Source organism: Mesorhizobium sp. B2-4-14 (assembly GCF_006442155.1).
Taxonomy (GTDB): Bacteria; Pseudomonadota; Alphaproteobacteria; order Rhizobiales; family Rhizobiaceae; genus Mesorhizobium.
The window spans coordinates 165,714-186,822 of sequence record NZ_VFVA01000007.1 but is presented as its reverse complement, the minus strand read 5'-3'; the positions used below and the strand labels follow the sequence as shown (position 1 = coordinate 186,822).

The following is a 21,109-nucleotide window of genomic DNA, read 5'->3' as shown; positions in this document are numbered from 1 at the left end:
CGTTTCGCCTGCTGACCGAAAATTTCGCCGCACTGTGGCGAGGACAGAGCCATGCCTGAGTGTGAAATCAGCTTCGACCTGTCGCGGATCGATTTCCGGGCGACGTCGGATCTGTTGATGGCGAGCTACTGGGGCGACGGGCGCAGCGATGAAACGCACCGCCGCGCCTTTGCCCATTCGTTCTGCGCCGCCGCCTATATCGACGGCAAACAGGTCGGCTTCGGTCGGGCCATCACCGACCGCACGGTGTTCGCCTATCTCGCCGACATCATCGTCTGGCCGCAGCATCGCGGGCGAGGCATCGGGTTGCGGCTGGTGCGGGCACTCATCGACCATCCGGAGCTAAGCACCGTTTCGCACTGGAGCCTGTCGACCAGCGATGCGCACGGCATGTACGAGAAGCTGGGTTTCAAGCCGTCCACCGATGGCCGATATATGCGCCTTGCGCCCGAATGACATCATGGCTTGTTCTAAGATCGATTTGCGCGCGAGCGCGTTTCGCAGTGTTCTTGGCTTCACTTTTCTCCATTGGCGGCGCCAGCCCTGGCGGCTTTCGCTGATCACTGACCAAGGGTCTGGTGGTCTGACCGAACCGGGGCCATGCGTGACGCATGGCCCCGGTCTTTTCAAGACGCGCGCCATGTTCTATGTCTGCGGCATGGTGCGGGGGCGCATCTTGTCAATCACAAAGGCATCCGGTACGCCCCGCTCATGACAGTTACCGTTCGTTTCGCTCCGTCACCGACCGGCCGCATCCATATCGGCAATGCGCGCACCGCTTTGTTCAACTGGCTGTTTGCCGTGAACAACAAGGGCCGCTTCATCCAGCGCTTCGACGACACCGACATCGCCCGCTCGAAGCAGGAATTCTCCGACGCCATCCTCTACGACCTGCATTGGCTGGGCATTTTCCCGGACGCCACGGAATATCAGTCGCGGCGTTTCGAGGTCTATGACGCGGCGGTCGAGCGGCTGAAGGCAGCGGGGGTTCTGTACGCCTGCTACGAAACGCCGGAGGAACTGGATCTCAGGCGCAAAGTGCGCCGCACGCGCGGCCTGCCGCCGGTCTACGGCCGCGAGGCCTTGGCGCTGACCCACGATCAGATTGCCGAATATCAGGCCGACGGGCGCAAGCCGCACTGGCGCTTCCTGCTGCCCAATTTCACCAGCGATCCGCAGCAGCCGGAGCGCACCGAGATCCACTGGAACGATCTGGTGCGTGGCGAGGAAACGGTCGATCTGGGCTCTCTGTCCGACCCGGTCCTGGTGCGGGAGGACGGCACGTACCTTTACACACTGCCATCCGTCGTCGACGACATCGATATGGGAGTCAGCCATGTCATCCGCGGCGACGATCATGTCACCAACACCGGCGTGCAGATCGCTCTGTTCAAGGCGCTGGGCGCCGAGCCGCCGGTCTTCGGCCACCACAATCTCTTGACCACCGTGTCGGGCGAGGGACTGTCGAAGCGCACCGGGGCACTGTCCATCGAAAGCCTGCGCGAGGATGGCATCGAGCCGATGGCCGTCGCTTCGCTGGCCGTGCTGGTCGGGACTTCGGAAAACGTCGCGGCCGCGCACGACCTGACGGAACTCGCCAGTCATTTCGACCCGGCCGCGACGTCAAAATCGTCGGCCAAGTTCGATCCGGACGAGCTTTTCGTGCTCAACCGAGCCCTGCTGCACCATATGCCGTTCGACGAGGCACGAGACAGGCTGATGGTGCTCGGTATCTCCGGCGAACAGGCCGAGCCCTTCTGGCTGGCCGTGCGCGGCAACCTTGACCGGCTCGCCGACGCCGTGGGCTGGTGGCGCATCCTGCGCGAGGGGCCGCAGGAGCGGTCCGAATTCTCCGCCGACGACCGCGATTTTCTGCATCAGGCCTTTGACATCCTGCCGGAGGAGCCCTGGAACGGGACGGTCTGGAAGGACTGGACGGGCAAGATCAGGGAAGCAACTGGGCGCAAAGGCAAGGGGCTGTTCATGCCGCTCAGACTTGCCCTTACTGGACTGCCTTCGGGGCCGGAGCTTGCAGATTTATTGCCGCTGATGGGTCGGGAAGGAACGTTGGCCCGACGACCCTGACCCTGCGCTGCTCCAGCGGCAGGGCCGAGACGGGCGACGTCACCGGCTTCGCGGAAAGCCGCTTGATGGCTTCGCGGTCGAGGCCGCCTTCTCTATTGGCCAGCGTTTCCGGGTCGGCACCCGGATCTGGCTTTGAGGCCGGAATGGGAACGAAAGGCGCGGCCGCTTCGGGCTGCGGTTGTGTCGGATTCGACGGATTGCCGCCAATGATCTGGAAATTCTGCGCGGCGTTGCAGCCGCAGGCCGGGGGCCGCGACATGTTGGACTGCTTGTAGAGATAAGCGGTCGGCAATTCACTGTAGGGCCTGCCGGTGACCGATGACGTCATCGAGGCCGAATCGTCATCCATGCCGCGCGAATAGAAGACCTGCATCTCGGTGCCGGGGCAGCTCGATTCGCAATTTTTCTGGTCGCGTTCGAAATCGCCGGCCGAGGCGGCGTTCGACATGGGAAAGAAATAGCCGTCGCAAGTACGCACGCAGGTGGTGTGGAACTCGCCGCCTGTGCCTGCAAAGTCCGGAGTGCCGGGCAGGTTCAGGACGCGGCGGACGTTGCGCTCCTCGCCGGAATCATCGGGCTGGTCCAATGTATCGACCTGTCGGCTGTCGCCGCCGAAAAGCTGGTCGAACAGGTTCGTGTTGTCGTCTTCCCCACGCTCGGCGTCCTGCAGCGGAGCGCGGTGTTGGGGGGCAGCATCGTCGCGGCAGCCATTGGCGTCGAGCGCCGCCAGGATGCGGCCACGATCGCGGCGTGAGCCGCCGCCGGCGAGCTGTGCACGCTTGGCCTGCAGGCTGTCGAGATTGGCGTTCATGCGGTCGATGGTGGCGTTGAGACCGGCGCATTGATTGATGTTGCGGGAAAACAGCGAAAATCCGCACCCGACGCTGCTCGCCTGATCGCGTGCCCTCGATATCTGTTGGCGCTGCCTATCGATCGCGGCATCGTATTTCCGGATCATTGCCGGACCTCCGCCCCCGCCGCGCGAAGCCGCGGCAAGATCGGCCTCCAACTGGCGGCAGACCCGCGAGGCGGCCTGCGGCTTGGTGATCGCGGCACCCGACAGGAAGAGGCCGAGCAGCACGGCAGCATGCGCCTGCTTCCACCCTCCGCCTGTCATCCGCCCAACTCCGCCATCGTCCGCAAGGCTACCGTGTTCGCGGTTAATCGCAGTTTACCGCGAAATCGTGGCTCAGCCCAGGTTGGCAATCGCCTGTGCCTTGTGCGCGGCCTCGACCACGGCCAGCGCCGTCATGTTGACCACACCGCGTGACGTGACCGACGGCGTCAGAATGTGCGCCGGCTTGTCGGTGCCGAGCAGGATCGGCCCGACATGCAGGGCATCCATCATGGCGCGCAGCGCCGTCAGCGTGATGTTGGCCGAATCGAGGTTCGGGAACACCAGCAGATTGGCTTCGCCCTTCAGGCGCGAATGCGGATAGACGCGCTGGCGCAGATGCTCCGACAAAGCGGAATCGGCATGCATTTCGCCGTCGCACTGCAGTTCCGGCGCGATCCGCGCCAGGATCGCCGCCGCCTGCCGCATCTTGAGCGCGCTCGGCGAATCGCGCGAGCCGAAGTCCGAATGCGAGAGCAATGCTGCCTTCGGCTCGATGCCGAAGCGCTGGATTTCCTCCGCCGCCAGCACGGTCATCTCGGCGATCTCCTCGGCCGTCGGGTCGACGGAGACGTGGGTGTCGGTGAGAAAGATAATGCCGCGCTGCGAGATCAGCATCGACAGCGTCGACAGGTCATGGTCCCTGATGCCGGCGCGCGGCCCGATGATCAGCGTGACGTTGCGCAGATGCCGCTCGAAGCGCCCTTCGAGGCCACAGACCATGGCGTCCGCATCGCCGCGCTTCAGCGCCAGGGCCGCGATCACCGTATTGTCGGTGCGCACCATCGTGCGCGCGGCCTCCGTCGTCACGCCGCGCCGGCCCGCGAGTTCGATCAGGAGGTCGACATAGTGGCGATAGCGCGGATCGTCCTCGGGGTTGATCAGGCCGAAATCGACGCCCGGCTTGATGCGCAGGCCGTAGCGTTTCAGCCTGACCTCGACGACATGCGGACGGCCGATCAGGATCGGCTCGGCGATGCCTTCCTCAAGCACCACCTGGGCGGCGCGTAGCACGCGCTCATCCTCGCCGTCGGCATAGATGACGCGCTTGGCGCTCGAAGCCTTGGCGGACGAGAACACCGGCTTCATCACCAGGCCCGAGCGGAAGACGAAGCGATTGAGCTTGTCGACATAGGCGGCGAAGTCGCTGATCGGCCGTGTGGCGACACCGGTGTCGCATGCCGCCTTGGCAACCGCCGGCGCGATGCGCAGGATGAGACGCGGATCGAAGGGCGAGGGGATCAGGAATTCGGGTCCGAAGATCGGCGTCTCGCCGGAATAGGCGCGTGCGGCGACGTCCGATGGCTCCTCGCGGGCAAGGGCGGCGATGGCCCGCACCGCGGCCATCTTCATCTCCTCGTTGATGGCGCTGGCACCGCAATCCAACGCGCCTCGGAACATGTAAGGAAAACACAGGACATTATTGACCTGATTGGGAAAATCGGACCGGCCAGTGCAGATCATGGCGTCGGGACGCGCCGCGCGCGCCACTTCCGGCATGATCTCCGGATTGGGGTTGGCCAGAGCCAGGATCAAGGGCTTCGGCGCCATATGCTCGAGCAGTTCCGGCTTCAGCACGCCCGCCGCCGAAAGGCCGAGGAAAACGTCGGCGCCTGGGAGGACATCGGCAAGCGTGCGCGCCTCGGTGTCCTTCACATAGGGGTCTTTCCAGCGATCCATCTCGTCGGCCCGGCCTTTGTAGGCGACGCCGAAGCGGTCGGTGACCCAGATGTTTTCGACCTTGGCGCCAAGCGAGACCAGAAGGTTCAGGCAGGCGAGCGCGGCAGCACCCGCGCCGGAGGTGACGATCTTGATGTCCGATATGGTCTTGCCGGCGAATTCCAGCCCGTTGAGCACGGCGGCGGCGACAATGATGGCGGTGCCGTGCTGGTCGTCGTGGAACACCGGAATGCCCATGCGGGCCTTCAGACGCTCCTCGACCTCGAAACACTCCGGCGCCTTGATGTCCTCGAGGTTGATACCGCCGAAAGTGGGCTCGAGAGCGGCGACGGTCTCGACCATGCGCTCGATCTCCGGGGCGTCGATCTCGATGTCGAAGACATCGATACCGGCGAACTTCTTGAACAGGACCGCCTTGCCTTCCATGACCGGCTTCGAGGCCAGCGGGCCGATATTGCCGAGGCCGAGCACGGCCGAGCCGTTGGAGACGACGCCGACGAGGTTGGCGCGCGCCGTGTAGTCGGCGGCGGTCGCCGGATTGTCGCGGATTTCGAGGCAAGGGGCCGCCACGCCGGGCGAATAGGCGAGCGCCAGGTCGCGCTGGTTGCCGAGCGGCTTGGTCGCCTGGATCTCAAGCTTTCCCGGCGTCGGATGCTTGTGGAAGTAGAGGGCGGCTTCGTCGAGATCCGAACGTGCCGTCTTCTTGTTCTCGCCTTCCATGCGGCCGCTCCCTCGAAACCTGCTTCGAGAGTCCTTTTAGCATGAGGTCAGCGGTTTTCGCGACGCTAATTGACGCGCCGATGGCTTTATGGGTCGGCACGTCGAAAATCACTAGATGTCAGATATTTGCGGCTGTTTCATGCCAGATGAGTCGCGCCGTTTTGCCGCCCCTCCGATCAGAAGGCGCTGACGTAGAGACCGCCGTCGACCGGTATGTTCTGTCCGGTCAGATAGCCGGCATGGACCGAGCACAGGAAGGCGCAGATCTGGCCGAATTCCTCCGGCGTGCCGAGCCGCTTGGCCGGCACATCGGCGCTGATGCGGGTCTTGCGCGCCGCGGCCGCCGCGGGATCCTCGACGGTACCGGCCTCGTGCGGGCCGCGCAGGCGGTCGGTGTCGAGCTTGCCGGGCAAGAGAGAGTTGATGGTGACGTTGCGATCGATCACCGTTCGCGCCACGCCGGCAAGGAACGAAGTCAGGCCGGCGCGCGCGCCGGACGACAGGTCAAGGCCGGGGATGGGGACATAGACCGACAGTGAGGTGATGTTGACGATACGGCCGAAGCCGCGCGCCGCCATGCCGTCGAGGACGGCCTGCACCAGCTCGATCGGCGTCACCATGTTCTGGGTGACGCCTTCAAGGATCTTGGCGCGATCGAGCTCGCGGAAATCGCGAAGCGGCGGCCCGCCATTGTTGTTGACGAGGATGTCGGGTTCCGGGCAGGCGGCAAGCAGCGCCTTCTGCACCTCCGATTTCGAAACATCGCCAACGACTTCCGTCACCGTCACGCCATAGCGCTGGCGCAGCTCGGCGGCGGTTTTCGCCACCAGCTCCGCGTTGCGGCCGTTGACGACGATATCGCAACCGGCTTCGGCCAGCGCCATGGCACAGCCTTTCCCAAGCCCCTTGCTCGAAGCGCAGACGATAGCCTTCTTTCCCCTGATACCGAGATCCATGACGAATTTCTCCTGTGATTTGCCCGGCAGGCTAGCGCCAGCGCTGGACCAATCGCAACCGTCATACGGTTGTTGCATGAATCGGCGCATAGGCTGCTCGAAAGCAAGGGTGAAATCGCGATGTCAGGCCAAGAGCCCCGCACTTTCCGCAGCATGTTCATTTCCGACGTCCATCTGGGCTCGAAGGCGGCGAAGGCCGAGTTCCTGATCGATTTCCTGCGCTATCATGACGCCGACATCATCTATCTGGTCGGTGATATCGTCGACGGCTGGCGGCTGCGGCGCAGCTGGCACTGGCCGCAAAGCCACAACGACGTCGTGCAGAAACTGCTGCGCAAGGCGCGCAAGGGCGCCAGCATCACCTATATCGCCGGCAACCACGACGAGTTCGCTCGCCAGTTCCAGGGCGTGCATTTCGGCGGCATCGTCGTCGCCGACCGTGCGATCCACGAAACCGCCGATGGCAAACGCCTGCTCGTCATCCATGGCGACCAGTTCGACACCGTCGTCCACAATCAGCGCTGGCTCGCCTATCTCGGCGATCATGCCTATGACGCCGCGATGATCGTCAACCGCGTGGTGACACGGCTGCGCCAATTGCTCGGCCTGCCCTACTGGTCGTTCTCGTCCTGGGCAAAGGTCAAGGTCAAGAAGGCGGTCAACTTCATCGGCTCGTTCCAGACCGTGCTCACCGAGGAGGCGCGCCGCTCGCATGTCGACGGCGTCATCTGCGGCCACATCCACCATGCGGCGATCGAGAATTTCGAGGACGTGCGCTACATCAACACCGGCGACTGGGTGGAGAGCTGCACGGCCGTGGTCGAACATTTCGACGGCCGGATGGAAATCCTGACCTGGGCGCATGTCCTGCCCGAGGCGCCGGACGAGCCTTTCATTCCGTTGCTCATCGAAGATCGGGTAGGGCAGGCGGCCTGAGCCGAATTTCCTCAGAGGTTCGGCACTAATCGATTAGTCCAACCGGTTTCGCCCGGTTTTCCCCTATGTTATGGGTCGACCCACGTTGCTGACCGGCTGACGGAATGCGGCGCAATTGGATCGATTCATGTCCCTGCCGCCGCTTTCGCCAGAACAACTCGTCAAGCCACGCCATTTCGAACTGCGCATGAGCCTGATCTTCGGCACGTTGTTCCTGTCGCTTGGCACGCATCTGCCCTATTTCCCGCTCTGGCTGCAGGCCAAGGGGTTTCACGCCGAGCAGATCGCCGTCATCCTGGCGGCGCCTATGTTCATGCGTGTGGTGACGACGCCGTTGCTGACCACACTCGCCGATCGGGCGAGGGACCGCGCCGATGTCTATGTCGCGCTGGTGGCGGCCGCGCTGCTTTTGTCGGCGGGGTATTTTCTCACGCCGACCTACTCGACGGTGCTGGCTGTGTCGCTGGCGCTGACTATCGTCTGGACGCCGCATTCGCCGATCGCCGATTCGCTGGCGCTTTCGGGCGTGCGCCGCTTCGGCTCGAACTACGCCAGCATGCGCAAATGGGGTTCAATCTGTTATCTCTGCGCCAATGTCGCGGGCGGCTTCATCCTGGCGGCCAGCGGTCCTCAAGCCGTTCCGGTCATCATATTCCTGGCCCTTGGCGCGGCACTCACTGCAGGGCTGCTGGCGCCGCGCATGGGGCGGCCGCGCAAGGCCTCGCCGTTGTCGGCGGTGGAAATCCAGCACGCGGCGCCGAGTCTCTTCAACGCCTATTTCCTCTACTTCACCCTTGGCGTCGGCATCATCACCGCCAGCCATGCATTCCTCTATGGCTTCGTTTCCATCTACTGGAAATCGATCGGCCTCAGCGATTCGGTCGTCGGCCTGCTGTGGGCCTGGGGCGTGGTGTCCGAAGTCTGCATGTTTTTGTTTTTCAACCGCATTTTTGCCTCTGTGCCCGTCGTCAGGGTGATGGTCATCGCCGGCATCGGGTCGATCGTACGCTGGATCATCTTTCCACTGGTATGGCCGCTCGGCCTTGGCATCGCCGGCTTCTTCGCAGTGCAGTCGCTGCATTCGGTGTCCGTCGCGATGGTGCTGATCGGCCTGCAGAAAATGATCGGCGAGACCGTCTCGGAAGAGCGCACGGGCGCTGCGCAAGGCATCGCCTATTTCTTCAACGGCTTCTTCATGGCCGCCGTCACGCTGGCTTCCGGTCCGCTCTATGATCGTCTCGGGGTCGACGGTTTCCTGGCGATGATTCCGATCGCCATCGTCGGCCTGGTGCTGATCGGGCTTGCCGCGCGCTCAGCCCCACAGCACCCGGTCCGGCGGTGAGACCAGCGAACCCTTGTAGACCAGGCCCGGCTGGCGGTCGCGCGCAAGCAGCAGCGGGCCATCGAGGTCGACGAAATCGGCTCCCTGCGCAAGCAGCACCGCCGGCGCCATCGCCAGCGATGTGCCGACCATGCATCCGACCATGATGCCGAACCCCAGATCCCGAGCCCGGTGGCGAAGCACGAGCGCCTCCGTCAGGCCGCCCGTCTTGTCGAGCTTGATGTTGACCGCGTCATAGAGGCCGACCAGCGAACCGAGGTCCTTTGTCTCATGCACGCTTTCGTCGGCACAGATCGGCACCGGATGCGCAATCCGGCGCAGGATCTCGTCGTGTCCGGCGGGCAGGGGCTGTTCGACAAGCGCGATGCCATGTTGTGCGGCAAAGGCGAGATTGGCCTCGATGTTCTCGTCGGTCCACCCCTCATTGGCATCGAGGATGATACGGCTTTGCGGCGCAGCCTCCGTGACAGCGCGAATCCTGGCCATGTCGTTGTCGCCCCCGATCTTGACCTTGAGCAGAGGCCGCATGGCATTGCCACGCGCCTGCGCCGCCATCGCCTCCGGTTCGGCGAGCGACAGGGTGTAGGCTGTTTCGAGGCTCGACAGCGGAGCGGAATGCATGGCGTCGGCCACCGGTATTCCGCTGATCTTTGCCTCGAGATCCCACAGGGCACAGTCGACAGCGTTGCGCGCGGCGCCGCCCGCCATGGCCGAGAGCAGGGCGGTCCGATCCATGCCGCCGGCAATCCGTTCGCGCATGGCCTCTATCGCGTCGCGCACACCGTCCATGGTCTCGCCGTAGCGTTTGTAGGGAACGCATTCACCGCGCCCGACATGTCCGTTTTCACGGATCGTGCAGGTGATGACCTCGGCCTCGGTCTTGGAACCGCGCGAAATGGTGAAGGTTCCGGCGATCGGGAAACGTTCCGCCTCGACCGAAATGACACGCGCCATATTTTTCTGCTCCGGCTGTGCGAGAAGGGTTGTCGGCAAATCGACAAGGTCGGACCCATCAGGCTAAACAGACGCCATGTTGACCATCGGCAAGCGCGACGCAAGCGGTACGACCGCCTCGGAGGCTGACCACGGCCCACGCGTGGCGGTCGGCGAGGAGGGCGACGTTCTCGGTTGCGCGTTCTCCGGAATCTGGACGACACGAACCGTCGCGCTGATCGACGCCGACATGCGCAAGATCGAGAAGCGAAGCGGTTTCAGGACCTTGGCCCTCGATCTTTCGAAAATCGAGAAGATCGATACCGCCGGCGCCTGGTTGATCGACCGGCTGGTCAGCGTGTTCGAGAAGAAGAACGTCGAGGTCCGGATGCAGGGCCAAAGCGAGATCGCCTCCATCCTGCTCGACGCCGTGGGCGAAGCCGTGCGCCGCGAGCCCGAATCGGGGCCGGCGCGGCCGCCGAACATCATCATTCGTGCCCTGGAGGCGGTTGGCCGGCGCGTTTACGAGATGCGCGACGATTTCCTCGCCTCGATGAACATATTGGGCGCCACCATCCGCGGCGCGCAGATGAAGCTCGGCCGCGGCCATGCCGTCAACCCGGCGGCGATCTTCAACCAGATCGACCGCATGGGCGTCGGCGCCATTCCGGTGGTGGTGCTGATGTCGGCGATCGTCGGTGCCATCGTTGCCCAGCAAGGCGCCTATCAGCTCCGCTATTTCGGTGCCGATATCTTCGTCGTCGACCTCGTCGGCGTGCTGATCCTGCGCGAACTCGGCGTGCTGATGACGGCAATCATGATCGCCGGCCGCTCCGGCAGCGCGATCACCGCCGAGATCGGCTCGATGAAGATGCGCGAGGAGGTCGACGCGCTGAAGGTCATCGGTCTCAATCCGATCGGCGTCCTGGTCTTTCCGCGCCTGGTTGCGCTGGTGATCGCCTTGCCGTGCCTGACGATCATCGCCAACTTCGCCGCACTCGGCGGCGGCATTGTCGCGGCCTGGCTCTATTCCGACATTCCACCGGCCGCTTTCCTCGACAGGCTCCGGGTCGCCATCGATCTCAGCACCATTTTTGCCGGGCTGATCAAGGCGCCGTTCATGGCGATGATCATCGGCACCATCGCTTCCGTCGAAGGCATGAAGGTCGGCGGCAGCGCCGAGTCACTCGGCCAGCACGTGACTGCCTCGGTGGTGAAGTCGATCTTCGTCGTCATCATCCTCGACGGGCTCTTCGCCATGTTCTACGCCGCGATCGAGTTCTAAGATGGCGAAGGGCAGTGGGATGACGACGCAGGAACAGGACGAGAGCGAAATCGTGCTCTCGGTGCGCGACGTCACCGTTGCCATCGAGGACAAGCTGATCCTTGACAAGCTGTCGCTCGACATCAGACGCGGCGAGATCCTGGGTTTCGTCGGTGCGTCGGGCGCCGGCAAGTCCGTCCTGTTGCGAACCATTCTCGGGTTGGTGCCGAAGCAGTCTGGAACGATCCGGCTGTTCGGGGTCGATGTCGACAAGGCAAGCGACATCGAGCGGCTGCGCATCGACATGCGCCTTGGCGTGCTGTTCCAGCATGGCGCCCTGTTTTCGGCGCTGACCGTGCTGGAGAACGTGCAGGTGCCGATGCGCGAATATCTCGACTTGCCGAAGAAGCTGATGGACGAGCTGGCGCTGCTCAAGATCGAGTTGGTTGGACTGCCGCCGGATGCGGCGCAGAAATTCCCCTCCGAACTCTCCGGCGGCATGATCAAACGCGCCGCGCTTGCGCGCGCCCTGGCGCTCGATCCGGACATCGTCTTTCTCGACGAGCCGACGTCCGGCCTCGACCCGATCAGCGCGGCCGAGTTCGACGAACTCGTCGTCAAGCTGCGCGACACCATGGATCTGACCGTCTATATGGTCACGCACGACTTGGACACCCTGTTCACCGCTTGCGATCACGTGGCGGTACTCGGCAAGAAAAAGGTGCTGGTCGAGGGCACAATCGACGACATGCTGAAGAGCGAGGAGCCGTGGGTAAAATCCTATTTCCGCGGAAAACGCGCCCGGCAACTTGATCTTGCCACGCGTGCATAGCCATAAGTGAAGCAATGGAAACCAGAGCCAACTACGTCATTGTCGGCATTTTTACGCTGGTTGCGATCCTGGCGGCGTTCGGCTTCGTCTATTGGACAGCCGCGATCGGCGACAGGGGCGAGACGGCCCTGCTGCGCGTGCGCATCCCGGGCTCGGCTTCCGGCCTCGGCCGCGGCAGCTTCGTGCTGTTCAACGGCGTCAAGGTCGGTGACGTCAAGCGTGTCTATATCGACGTCGACAATCCGACTGTCGCCATTGCCGACACCGAGATCGATCGGCTGACGCCGATCACCAAGTCGACGCAGGCCGATATCGGCCTTGCCGGTCTTACCGGGCAGGCCAATATCGAACTCAAGGGCGCCGATCCCAAGGAAGTGAAGCTGCTCGACCAGGCGGAAAAGGAAGGCAAGGTCGCCGAGATCATCGCCAACCCGTCGGCCGTGACCAATCTGCTGCAGACCGCGCAGAACATCTTCAACCGCGCCGACAAGGTGCTGAGCGAACTCGAGGGCTTCACCAAGGATGTCCGTGGACCGCTGACGCAGACCGTGCACAACGTGCAGACCTTCTCCGATGCGCTGGCCAGGAATTCCGACGGCATCGACAAGTTCCTGTCCAGCGTCAGCGCGCTCTCCGACGAGTTGAAGGGTGTGTCCGGCAAACTCGACGGCACGTTGAAGGCGGCGGAAGGACTGCTCAATGCCGTCGACAAGGACAAGATCAAGAGCATCGTGGCCAATGTCGATACCGTGACCGCGAACCTCAAGGAAACGTCACGGCAGCTCGACGGCGTCATCAGGAATGTCGATACCGCGGTCGGGTCGGTCAATGATTTCGCCAAGCAGACGCAAGGCACGCTGGCCAAGGTCGACGGGGTGCTCGACGGCATCGACCCGGCGCAGGTGCGTACGGCTCTAGCCAACATCCAGAAGGCCAGCGAAAGCGCCAACAAGGCCGCCGCCGATATCGCCGTCGTGACCAACAAGTTCGCCAACCGCGCCGACGATATCAACCAGACCATCAAGGACGCCAAGCAGCTTGCGCAACGGCTCAACGATGCTTCGGTGCGTGTCGACGGCATCCTCGCCAGGGTCGACACCTTGCTCGGATCGGGCCAGGCCGATGGCGTGATGGCCGATGCCAGGGCGACGCTGAAATCATTCAAGCAGGTTGCCGATACACTGAATGCGCGGCTTGGGACCATCACCGACAATCTGGCGCGCTTCTCGGGCCAGGGACTTTCGAATGTCGAGGCGCTGGTGCAGGACAGCCGCCGTTCGATCGGTCGCATCGAGGAGGCGGTGACAGATCTCAGCCGCAATCCACAGCGCATTCTCTCGGGTGGCGAAGGCGAGGTTCGGCAGTTCGACGGCAGGGCGCGGCGTTGACTTCGGCGTCTGCTCGCCTCAGAAACAATCATTGCGGATGTAGGTTATTTTTGAGGTCGATAAATAACGGGGATGGTAGGGGGCGTGCGTGAAGTCGATTGTGTCCAGATCGGGCGTGGCATTGCTTGCCTTGGCCCTCGCCAGCTGCGCGGCTCTGCCGGGCGGCGGACCCGCGCCACTCGACACGTTTGAGCTGTCGGCACCTTCGGTCGAGGCACATGGCCACAGCCGTCGCCAGATCCTGATCGCCCAGCCTTCGGCGCTCAAGGCGCTGGACAGCCAGAACATCGTCATCAAGCCCTCCGACCGCTCGATCCAGTATCTGAAGGGCGCGCAATGGGCTGACCGCCTGCCCCTGATCGTGCAGGCGCGGTTGGCCGAGACGTTTCAGCGCTCGGGCAGTTTTGCCGGCGTCGGCAAGCCGGGCGAGGGGCTGGCGATCGATTACCAGGTGATTGTCGAGATCCGATCCTTCGAAGTTCGCGTCGAGGGCGGCGAACATGCCGAGGTTGACCTGTTCGTGCGCATCCTCAACGACCGCAATGGCGAGGTGCGCGCTTCCAAGAGCTTCACCGCGACCGCGCCCGTTTCGGGGCGCGGCAATCCCGCCTATGTCAGTGCGCTCGACAGCGCGTTCGGCGATGCCGCCAGGCAAATCGTTCGCTGGACCGATTCGGTGATCTGAGCGGCAGGGGCGGCGACGCTTTCTGGCTATCTGTGCTCGAAGACATCAGGCCGCAGCTTTCCAGTCTTCATCAGGTGCTGCAGGGTATAGGTCGGGGACAGCGCATCGTCGAGCGCGTCTTGTCCCCTGCAACGCGGGTGGTCGACGCGATAATAGTCCGCAAGCCTTTTGCTCGGCGTCCTGGCCAAATCCTCGATCGGCATCCCAACCGCGATCAGCAGCTTTACGGCGTTGCCAAACCGGGTGGCCGGGACGGAAGGGGAAATGCCCGCGACATGGCAACTGATGACGATCGTGTTCAGTTCGTCCTTGCCCCAGGACAGAACAGCGCCCCATGGGGACAGGGTCAGCATGCGCCGGAAAGTTTAGGATAGTCACAGGCGAGGCCAAGGCCCCGCCTGTTCAATTCCCGGTTTAATGCAAGCGACCGCTGGCGTGGGCCAGCATGGTGTAGACCTTACCGGTGTCCGAGGTCAGATAGGTCTGCGCCATGATGTTGTCGCGATCGTTGCGCGAGACATCCTTGAGCAGCTTCTCGAAGTCGTCGCAGTAGCGGTCGACGGCGGCGCGGAATTCGGCCTCGGCCTGATATTTGCGGCGAATCTCGTCGAATGTCTGCTGACCCTTCAGCGTGTAGAGCCGGCGGGTGAAGACGTCACGTTCGCCGCGCCGATAACGGTTCCACAACTCGATCGAGGCATCGTGGTCGATGGCTCGCGCGATGTCGACTGAGAGCGAGTTCAGTGATTCCACGACATGCAGCGGCGAGCGCTGGGCAGGGGTTGCGCGCGGTGCTTCCGCGGGCGCCGCCGGTGCCGTGGGCCCGAGGTCTGCGTCGTTCGATGCCGCGGTCAGAAGATCGCGCACCCAGCCGCCCTGCGGCGTCCGGGCACTGGCGTCGGAGCGCGGGCGCGGTGGCGCTTCGGCCGGACGATCGAGGTCGAGCGTGCCGCGCAGCGCCGTGCCACCCAGCGGCGCCTGCGGCGCACGAAGTTCCGGCTGCGGTGCAGGGGCACGACGCGGCGGTTCGGCGGCGCGTGGCGCCGGCGGCGCCGGGCGCAGGCCGCGCGGCTCCGAGGCGTCGCCACCGCGACCGGACTTCGCAACGATGTCCGAAAGCTCCTTCAAGGCGTTGATCTGCTCCGAGACGGCGCGGCGGATGGCAGAGGTCGATTCCTTTGCCTCTTCCGGCATCTCGATGACGCCCTTCTTGAGTTCGGCGCGGGTGAGGTCGAGTTCGCTCTTGATCGAGCCGGCGGTGCGACGCATCTCCTCGGTCGCATCGGCGAAGCGCTTGGTGGCCGAATCAACGACATCGGTGATGGCGTTGCGGATCTTGTCTGCGGACTCCAGCGTCTTGCCCTCGGCGTTCTGCAACGTCTGACCGACGAGGTTTTCGAAGGAGCGCATGACCCTTTCGAGGTCCTCCGACTTCTTGACCAGGCCGACGGCGAGCTCTTCGAGCGACGACTGCCTTTCCAGCGTGTGCTCGAGGTTGCTCTGGGCCGAGCTCAGGAGGTCCGAGGCGCTGACCAGCAGGCGGCTGTGCTCGTCGAACTTGGTGGCGATCGATGCCACTTCGCGCAAGGTCGACGACGACAGCTCTGTCAGTCTCGTGGTGTTGGAATCAACCAGGCGCGCCGAGCTGGCAAAGGTCTGAGCCGCCTTTTCGGTGGTGGCCGCGAAGCTTTGCGTGCTGCCGGTCAGGCGTTCGTCGACCTGGCTGAGGTTGACCGCGGCCTGCTCGATCAACTGACCGAGCTGCGAACTGGACTTTGTCATGCGGCCGATGAGGTCGGCGACGCTGTCGGACAGCGACGAGCGGGCGCCTTCGACCGCCGACAAGGTCTCGGCGGTGCGGCTGGCGAGCGCGTTGACAAGAGCTGCATTCTCGCTGCGCAGCTTCTCGGCGGCGCGTTCGGTGACCTCTTCCATGCTCTTTTGCAGTTCGGAGCCGCCCTGGGCGAAGCGCTCGACCAATGGCCGTGCGGTCTCATCGAGGATCTTCGACATTTCGGCCGACCGCGCCGCGAGCATGGAGTTGAGCTCGCGGGTATTGGCGCCGATCGTCTTGGCGGCGTCGTTGGTGCTTTGGCCGATATGCTGGCCTACCGCGGTAAAGGTCTCCGCGATCACATTGGCGCGCGAAACAAGCTGTGCCTCGGCGGTCGAAACCTGCTCATTGAGCTTTTGGCCGATCGTTTCCGTGGTGTTGGCGAGCCGGTTCTCGACCCCGGCGATCTGCTCCTCGACACGAGCGGCCGCGGCCGCCGCGCTCGATGCCAGACGCTCGTCTGCGCCGGCAAGCGCCTGCTCGATCTCGCGGGCATGCACGGCCAGTTCCTGGCCGGTCTGGCGCGCACGGTCGGCGACCCTCTGCTCGGTGCTGGCGAAAGCACCGACGATGGTCTGCGCATGCTCGCCGATCGTCGAAGAGCTGTCGGCGATGCGCGAAACCAGACGCTGGTCGGCCTCGTCAAAGATACGGCCGATTTCCGACGCACGGTTGGATAGCGCGTCCGATCCTTCCGCGATGCGCGCGACCAATTGCTGGTCGGCGGCGTCGAAAATACGGCCGAGATCGGATGCTCGGGCGGCGAGCGCCTCGGCCGATTCGCCGATACGCATGCCGAGCCTCTGGTCGGCGCTTTCGAAGTTGCGCAGGATGTCGCCGGCGCGGGCGGCCAGCGACTGTGCCGTCTCGACGGCACGGGCAACCAGCTTCTGGTCGGCGTCGTCAAACGTACCGGCGATCTCGCCCGCGCGGGCAGACAGATGATCGGCGGTTTCCTGGGCCCGGGCAGCAAGCTGATCCGCGGTTTCCCGGGCGCGCGCGGCGAGCTTCTGGTCCGCCGCGTCGAAGGTGCCGGCGATTTCGCTTACACGGGCGTTTAGCTGATCGGCGGTTTGCTGGGTGCGCGCGGCGAGCCTCTGGTCCGCCCTGTCGAAGGTGCCGGCGATTTCGCTGGCACGGGCAGCCAGCTGATCGGCGGTTTCGTAGGCACGGGCCAGCAGTGAGCTGGAGGTATCGTCGGCACGGGCAAGCAAGGCGTTCGACGTATCTTCCGCACGGGCGTGGAGGCGGCGATCGGCCTCCTCGAAGGTACGGGCAATATCTTCGGCCCGCGCCAACAGGGCCGCGGACGTCTGTTCGGCGCGCTCGGCGATCTTGCGGTCCGCGTCGCTGAAGGCCGCGCCGGCCTGCTCATGCAGCGCGCTAGTGACTTCCAGGACCTTTTCACGCAATGCGCCGGCAACGAAGACCGCGCTCCTCTCGAGCACGCCGCGAACATTGTCGACACCGGTCGAGAGCGCGCGCTCCATGGTCCCGGCGCGTTCCTCGATGATACCGGTCTGGCGGCTGAACGCCTGCTCGATCTTGTCCACATCGGCTGCGATAGCGGCCGAAATGTCGGTGCTCCTGGCCGCGATCTGGTCGATATGGCCGGACAGGGAGCGATCGACATCCTTGCGGGTCTCGGCGAGCTTGCCGAGATCGTCTTCCAGAGCGCGGCTCAGCATGTTGCGGCCTTCAGCCAGCTTGCCGACATGGCCGGAGATGATGTCATCGATGTCGCTGCGGCTTTCGGTCAGCTTCTGCAGATCGGCTTCGAGCGCGCGTTTGAGAATGTCGCGACCTTCGGCCAGCTTCTCCACCTGACCTGCGACCACGCCGTCGATGCTGGAGCGGCTTTCGGCCAGTTTGGCCAGATCGGCTTCGAGAGCGCGCGTGAGAATGTCGCGGCCTTCGGCCAGCTTCTCCACCTGGCCGGCGACCAGACCGTCGATGCTCGAACGGCTTTCAGCCAGTTTGGCAAGATCGTCCTCGAGCGCCCTCGACAGGGTCGAACGATCCTGGACGAGCCGTTCGGCGTGGCTGTTTACCAAGCCGCTGACGCTTTCAAGGTCGGCTTCGAGAGCCCGGGCGAACTGTGCGCGGTCATCCACCAGTTTCTGCGACTGATCAGCAATGGTGCCCCTGATCGTCTCGAGATCGCCATCGAGCGCACGCTTGAGGATGTTGCGGCCTTCGGCCAGCTTCTCGACCTGGCCCGAAACCAGCCCATCAATACTCGAGCGGCTCTCGGCCAGTTTGGCGAGATCGTCTTCCAATGCCCTGGAAAGTGTCGATCGGTCCTGTGCAAGCCTTTCGGCATGGCCCTGGACAAGGCTGTTGACGCCTTCGAGATCAGCCTCGAGGGCCCGGGCGAACTGGGCGCGGTCATCGACCAGCCTCTGCGACTGGTCGGCAACGGTGTTCTTGATCGTGTTGAGGTCGGCTTCCAGCGCCCGCCGCAGGATGTCGCGGCCTTCGGCCAGCTTCTCGACCTGGCCGGCGACCAGCCCGTCGATGCTGGAACGGCTCTCGGCCAGTTTGGCGAGGTCGTCCTCGAGAGCCTTCGACAAAGTCGAACGATCCTGAACCAGCCTGTTCATGTGGTCGGCGATGACGCTGTTCACATTCTGCAGGTCGGCTTCCAGGATCCGCGAAAGCTGCCCGCGATCCTCCGCCAGTTTTTCCGACTGGCTGGATATGACGCCCTGAATGGTGTTGAGGTCCGATTCCAGCGCGCGCTTGAGAATGTCGCGGCCCTCGGCCAGCTTCTCGACCTGGCCGGCGACGAGGCCGTCGATGCTGGAGCGGCTTTCGGCCAGTTTGGCAAGGTCGGCTTCGAGCGTCTGCGACAGCAGGCTGCGGTCGCTGGCGAGCCTTCCCGAATGATCGTCGATCAGGGTCCTGATGCCCGAGAGGTCGTTCTCGAGCGAACGGCCAAGCTGGCTGCGGTCTTCCGCCAGCATTGCCGAGTGGGTCTCGATCAGGCTCTTGATGCCGACAATGTCGTTTTCGAGCGCCTTGGCGAGCACGGCGCGGCCCTCGGCGATCTTCTCGACCTGGCCGGCAACCAGTCCGTCGATGCTGGCGCGGCTTTCGGACAGTTTGCCGAGATCTGCTTCCAGGGCGCGCGACAGTATGTTGCGGCCCTCGGCCAGCTTGCCGACATGTCCGGCGACCATTTCGTCAATGATCGTACGAGCTTGCACAAGCTTCCCGGAGTCTTCGTTGAGAGCCAGCGAGAGCCGGTTGCGGCCTTCTTCCAGCCTTTCGAGATGACTGCCGAGCGAGGCATCGATGGCAGCACGCGATTCGTTGACCTTGCGCAGGTCCTCTTCGAGGGCACGCGCGATCAGGTTGCGGCCTTCGGCCAGCTTCTGCACCTGGTTGGTCACCGCCGCATCGATGCCTTCGCGGCCTTCGGCGAATTTCGCCAGATCCGCCTCCATCGCGGCCGCCATGCGCTCGCGGCTTTCGGACAGTTTGCGGCTGTGGTTTTCGACGGCTTCCTCGATGCCGGCGCGGGCATCGGCGAGCCGCTGGATATCGGCGTCGAAGGAACGCGAGACGACGTGACGCGCGGCTTCCATGCGCCCGGCGAAATCGCTAGCGCGGGCCTCCAGCATGCTCGATGTCGAGGTGACGATGTCGGCCATGTCGGCGCCGATCTGGGTCTTGCCCTGATCGATCATCGCGGCCAGCGCGTCCTTGCTCTCGGCGAAGGTGTGGGCAATTTCACGGGCGCGTTCGACCAGCGTCTCGTTGATCTGGCGCGCGCGGGCCTCGAGTGCCGCGTTGAGTTTCTGCGTGCCGGTGTCCAGCGCCTCGGCGCGGGTCTGGAATTCGCTGATCAATGCCTGGCCGCGTTCGGCGAGCGTGCGCTCGATGCTGTTGAGGCTGGCCTCGAATTCCGAATTGAGGGTACGCGCGGCGCCGCCGAGCAGCGACACCATGCCGGTGGTGCGATCGTCGAGCAGATCGGTCAACGACCGGGTCAGGCCGTCCGTCGTATCCGTCAGCTTGGCAATGCGCGTGTCGAGCAGGCTGGCGAAAGCCTCGCCGGAGGTCGACAGCCGGTCGGTGATGGTATCAAGCCGGCCTTCCACCGAATCGAAGATCGACAGCGAGCTTTCATTGATGCGGTCGATCAGCGTGTCGCCGGAATTGGTGATCGTCATCGACAGCTTGGTCGATGCGTTGAGGATGCTGTCGCGAATGATGTCGCTGGCGGCACCGATTTCGTCTTTGAGCGTCTCATGCGCGCCGGCGATCGAGGCGCGGACGCGCTCGGCATGGGTGACGACCGCCTCGCGCTCGCTGCCGAGCCCGTCGACGAGCGAACGGATCCGGTTCTCGTTTTCCGTATAGGAGCGCTCGATCTGGTTGACTTCGCTGTGGACCAGGGTTTCCAGCTCCACCGCGCGGGCAAGCGTGCGTTCGATGCCTTCGCCCATGGCCGCCACCTCGCGGCGAACGGCTTGGCCGATCATCATGACGCGATCCTGAGCCATGTTTTCCGGCTCGGTCAGGCGGAACGCCACTTCCGTCATCGACTGGGCGGCGATGCGCATATCCTGGGCACGGCGAATCATCGCCGCGAAGGCCCAGAACAGGATGACCGGCACGATCGCCGCGACCGCAAGGCCAATCAGCTCGGGACGGGCAAAGAACTGGTCAAGGGTGCGGATATGCCAGATGCTCGGTCCGAAAAGCAGGTTGGCCAGCCCGACGGCGCCCGCGATCCAGGCGAGCGAAACAAAGGCAATGACCCAATAGACGGTGTTGGAGGCACGCCTGTTCAGGCTGTGCAGGAGCGTCTTGTAGTCCTTCTGGCGATCGTCATTGGCAGGCGCGAAGCCCGCCGCGGGCTGGCCGCCGTTGCGTGTTTCCACAGGGCGCAGTTCGGTAGGCTTGGGCGTGGGCTGGGTTTTGGACGCGGGCTGAGCGGCCTCGGCCTGATTGGCGGCGGGAGCCGGCTTCTGGTCGCGCCCCTCGCGGGCCAGCTCGTCGGCGGCTTGGGATATCTGCGCTTCCAGATCTTCCATCGAAGCCGCGATATCGAGGTCGCCGCTGCCAAGATCACCGCTGAGGTCGAAATCGAGTGCTTTTTCGAGCTCCCTGGCCACATCGCTGTCGAGAGTTCTGGTCGTTGTCGTTGGTTTCTTCGCCATGCCTTCGCTACCCTGTACTAGCTGCCGCGGGCTTATAATTCTGTTTGTGGTACCCCCGCGCAGGAGGCTGAAAATGGACCCTCGTATCGTAATGACACAGGGGGGTAAAGAAAACATGCATTCGGCGGGATACGTAAAACTTTAAATATAAGGTTAACGGAACCGTGAT

Annotated in this window: 13 protein-coding genes and 1 pseudogene; 8 read left to right on the top strand and 6 right to left on the bottom strand. The window is 63.9% G+C overall.

Going from position 1 to position 21,109, the window contains the following annotated elements; all coding sequences use genetic code 11:
• Positions 1–51 precede the first annotated feature (51 nt).
• Positions 52–456, top strand: coding sequence for a GNAT family N-acetyltransferase (locus FJ938_RS09425; protein WP_140693026.1), 405 nt, complete (start codon positions 52–54; stop codon positions 454–456).
• 255 nt (positions 457–711) lie between these two features.
• On the top strand, positions 712–2,085 hold the full coding sequence (gltX, locus tag FJ938_RS09415) for a glutamate--tRNA ligase (protein WP_140693022.1): 1,374 nt from the start codon (positions 712–714) through the stop codon (positions 2,083–2,085).
• Here the strand turns inward: gltX and FJ938_RS09410 are convergent.
• The 3 genes from FJ938_RS09410 to FJ938_RS09400 all read right to left on the bottom strand — a co-directional run bounded on the left by FJ938_RS09410 (position 2,003) and on the right by FJ938_RS09400 (position 6,555).
• Positions 2,003–3,202, bottom strand: coding sequence for a DUF2865 domain-containing protein (locus tag FJ938_RS09410; protein WP_140693020.1), 1,200 nt, complete (start codon positions 3,200–3,202; stop codon positions 2,003–2,005). The two genes, gltX and FJ938_RS09410, sit on opposite strands and share 83 nt — an antisense overlap.
• A gap of 72 nt (positions 3,203–3,274) precedes the next feature.
• Complete coding sequence (locus FJ938_RS09405) at positions 3,275–5,599, bottom strand: NADP-dependent malic enzyme (protein ID WP_140693017.1); 2,325 nt, start codon at positions 5,597–5,599, stop codon at positions 3,275–3,277.
• 176 nt (positions 5,600–5,775) lie between these two features.
• On the bottom strand, positions 5,776–6,555 hold the full coding sequence (locus FJ938_RS09400; RefSeq protein WP_140693015.1) for an SDR family oxidoreductase: 780 nt from the start codon (positions 6,553–6,555) through the stop codon (positions 5,776–5,778).
• A gap of 120 nt (positions 6,556–6,675) precedes the next feature.
• Here FJ938_RS09400 and FJ938_RS09395 point away from each other — a divergent pair, with 120 nt between their 5' ends.
• Positions 6,676–7,491, top strand: a complete 816-nt coding sequence (locus FJ938_RS09395; protein ID WP_140612408.1) for a UDP-2,3-diacylglucosamine diphosphatase — start codon at positions 6,676–6,678, stop codon at positions 7,489–7,491.
• A gap of 127 nt (positions 7,492–7,618) precedes the next feature.
• Positions 7,619–8,833: an MFS transporter gene (locus FJ938_RS09390; RefSeq protein ID WP_140693013.1), complete on the top strand. Its 1,215-nt coding sequence runs from the start codon at positions 7,619–7,621 to the stop codon at positions 8,831–8,833.
• Here FJ938_RS09390 and dgcA read toward each other — a convergent pair.
• The gene (gene dgcA, locus FJ938_RS09385) at positions 8,804–9,787 is read right to left on the bottom strand and encodes an N-acetyl-D-Glu racemase DgcA (protein ID WP_140693011.1); all 984 of its coding nucleotides are present in this window, start codon (positions 9,785–9,787) and stop codon (positions 8,804–8,806) included. The genes FJ938_RS09390 and dgcA overlap by 30 nt on opposite strands.
• Before the next feature lie 76 nt (positions 9,788–9,863).
• Here dgcA and FJ938_RS09380 point away from each other — a divergent pair, with 76 nt between their 5' ends.
• From FJ938_RS09380 to FJ938_RS09365, 4 genes are all read left to right on the top strand, one after another.
• Entirely contained in the window at positions 9,864–11,051 is a 1,188-nt protein-coding gene (locus FJ938_RS09380; RefSeq protein WP_140612414.1) for an ABC transporter permease, read from the top strand.
• 1 nt (position 11,052) lies between these two features.
• On the top strand, positions 11,053–11,862 hold the full coding sequence (locus tag FJ938_RS09375; protein ID WP_140612415.1) for an ABC transporter ATP-binding protein: 810 nt from the start codon (positions 11,053–11,055) through the stop codon (positions 11,860–11,862).
• A 14-nt stretch (positions 11,863–11,876) separates the two neighbouring features.
• A complete protein-coding gene (locus FJ938_RS09370; protein ID WP_140612417.1) occupies positions 11,877–13,250 on the top strand; it encodes an MlaD family protein in 1,374 nt (457 codons plus the stop codon).
• Positions 13,251–13,338: 88 nt separating this feature from the next.
• Positions 13,339–13,935, top strand: coding sequence for an ABC-type transport auxiliary lipoprotein family protein (locus tag FJ938_RS09365; protein ID WP_140612419.1), 597 nt, complete (start codon positions 13,339–13,341; stop codon positions 13,933–13,935).
• 26 nt (positions 13,936–13,961) lie between these two features.
• Here FJ938_RS09365 and FJ938_RS09360 read toward each other — a convergent pair.
• Positions 13,962–14,255: pseudogene (locus tag FJ938_RS09360) on the bottom strand (exonuclease); the annotation flags it as partial.
• 94 nt (positions 14,256–14,349) lie between these two features.
• Positions 14,350–20,940: a kinesin gene (locus FJ938_RS09355; protein ID WP_140693009.1), complete on the bottom strand. Its 6,591-nt coding sequence runs from the start codon at positions 20,938–20,940 to the stop codon at positions 14,350–14,352.
• Between the last annotated feature and the right edge of the window lie 169 nt (positions 20,941–21,109).

Bases quoted from the DNA above. Each gene is read 5' to 3' on its own strand.
- gltX (WP_140693022.1), top strand. From the start codon at position 712: ATGACAGTTACCGTTCGTTTCGCTCCGTCACCGACCGGCCGCATCCAT.
- FJ938_RS09395 (WP_140612408.1), top strand. From the start codon at position 6,676: ATGTCAGGCCAAGAGCCCCGCACTTTCCGCAGCATGTTCATTTCCGAC.
- dgcA (WP_140693011.1), bottom strand. From the start codon at position 9,787: ATGGCGCGTGTCATTTCGGTCGAGGCGGAACGTTTCCCGATCGCCGGA.
- FJ938_RS09390 (WP_140693013.1), top strand. From the start codon at position 7,619: ATGTCCCTGCCGCCGCTTTCGCCAGAACAACTCGTCAAGCCACGCCAT.
- FJ938_RS09400 (WP_140693015.1), bottom strand. From the start codon at position 6,555: ATGGATCTCGGTATCAGGGGAAAGAAGGCTATCGTCTGCGCTTCGAGC.
- FJ938_RS09405 (WP_140693017.1), bottom strand. From the start codon at position 5,599: ATGGAAGGCGAGAACAAGAAGACGGCACGTTCGGATCTCGACGAAGCC.
- FJ938_RS09410 (WP_140693020.1), bottom strand. From the start codon at position 3,202: ATGACAGGCGGAGGGTGGAAGCAGGCGCATGCTGCCGTGCTGCTCGGC.
- FJ938_RS09355 (WP_140693009.1), bottom strand. From the start codon at position 20,940: ATGGCGAAGAAACCAACGACAACGACCAGAACTCTCGACAGCGATGTG.
- FJ938_RS09370 (WP_140612417.1), top strand. From the start codon at position 11,877: ATGGAAACCAGAGCCAACTACGTCATTGTCGGCATTTTTACGCTGGTT.
- FJ938_RS09425 (WP_140693026.1), top strand. From the start codon at position 52: ATGCCTGAGTGTGAAATCAGCTTCGACCTGTCGCGGATCGATTTCCGG.
- FJ938_RS09375 (WP_140612415.1), top strand. From the start codon at position 11,053: ATGGCGAAGGGCAGTGGGATGACGACGCAGGAACAGGACGAGAGCGAA.
- FJ938_RS09380 (WP_140612414.1), top strand. From the start codon at position 9,864: ATGTTGACCATCGGCAAGCGCGACGCAAGCGGTACGACCGCCTCGGAG.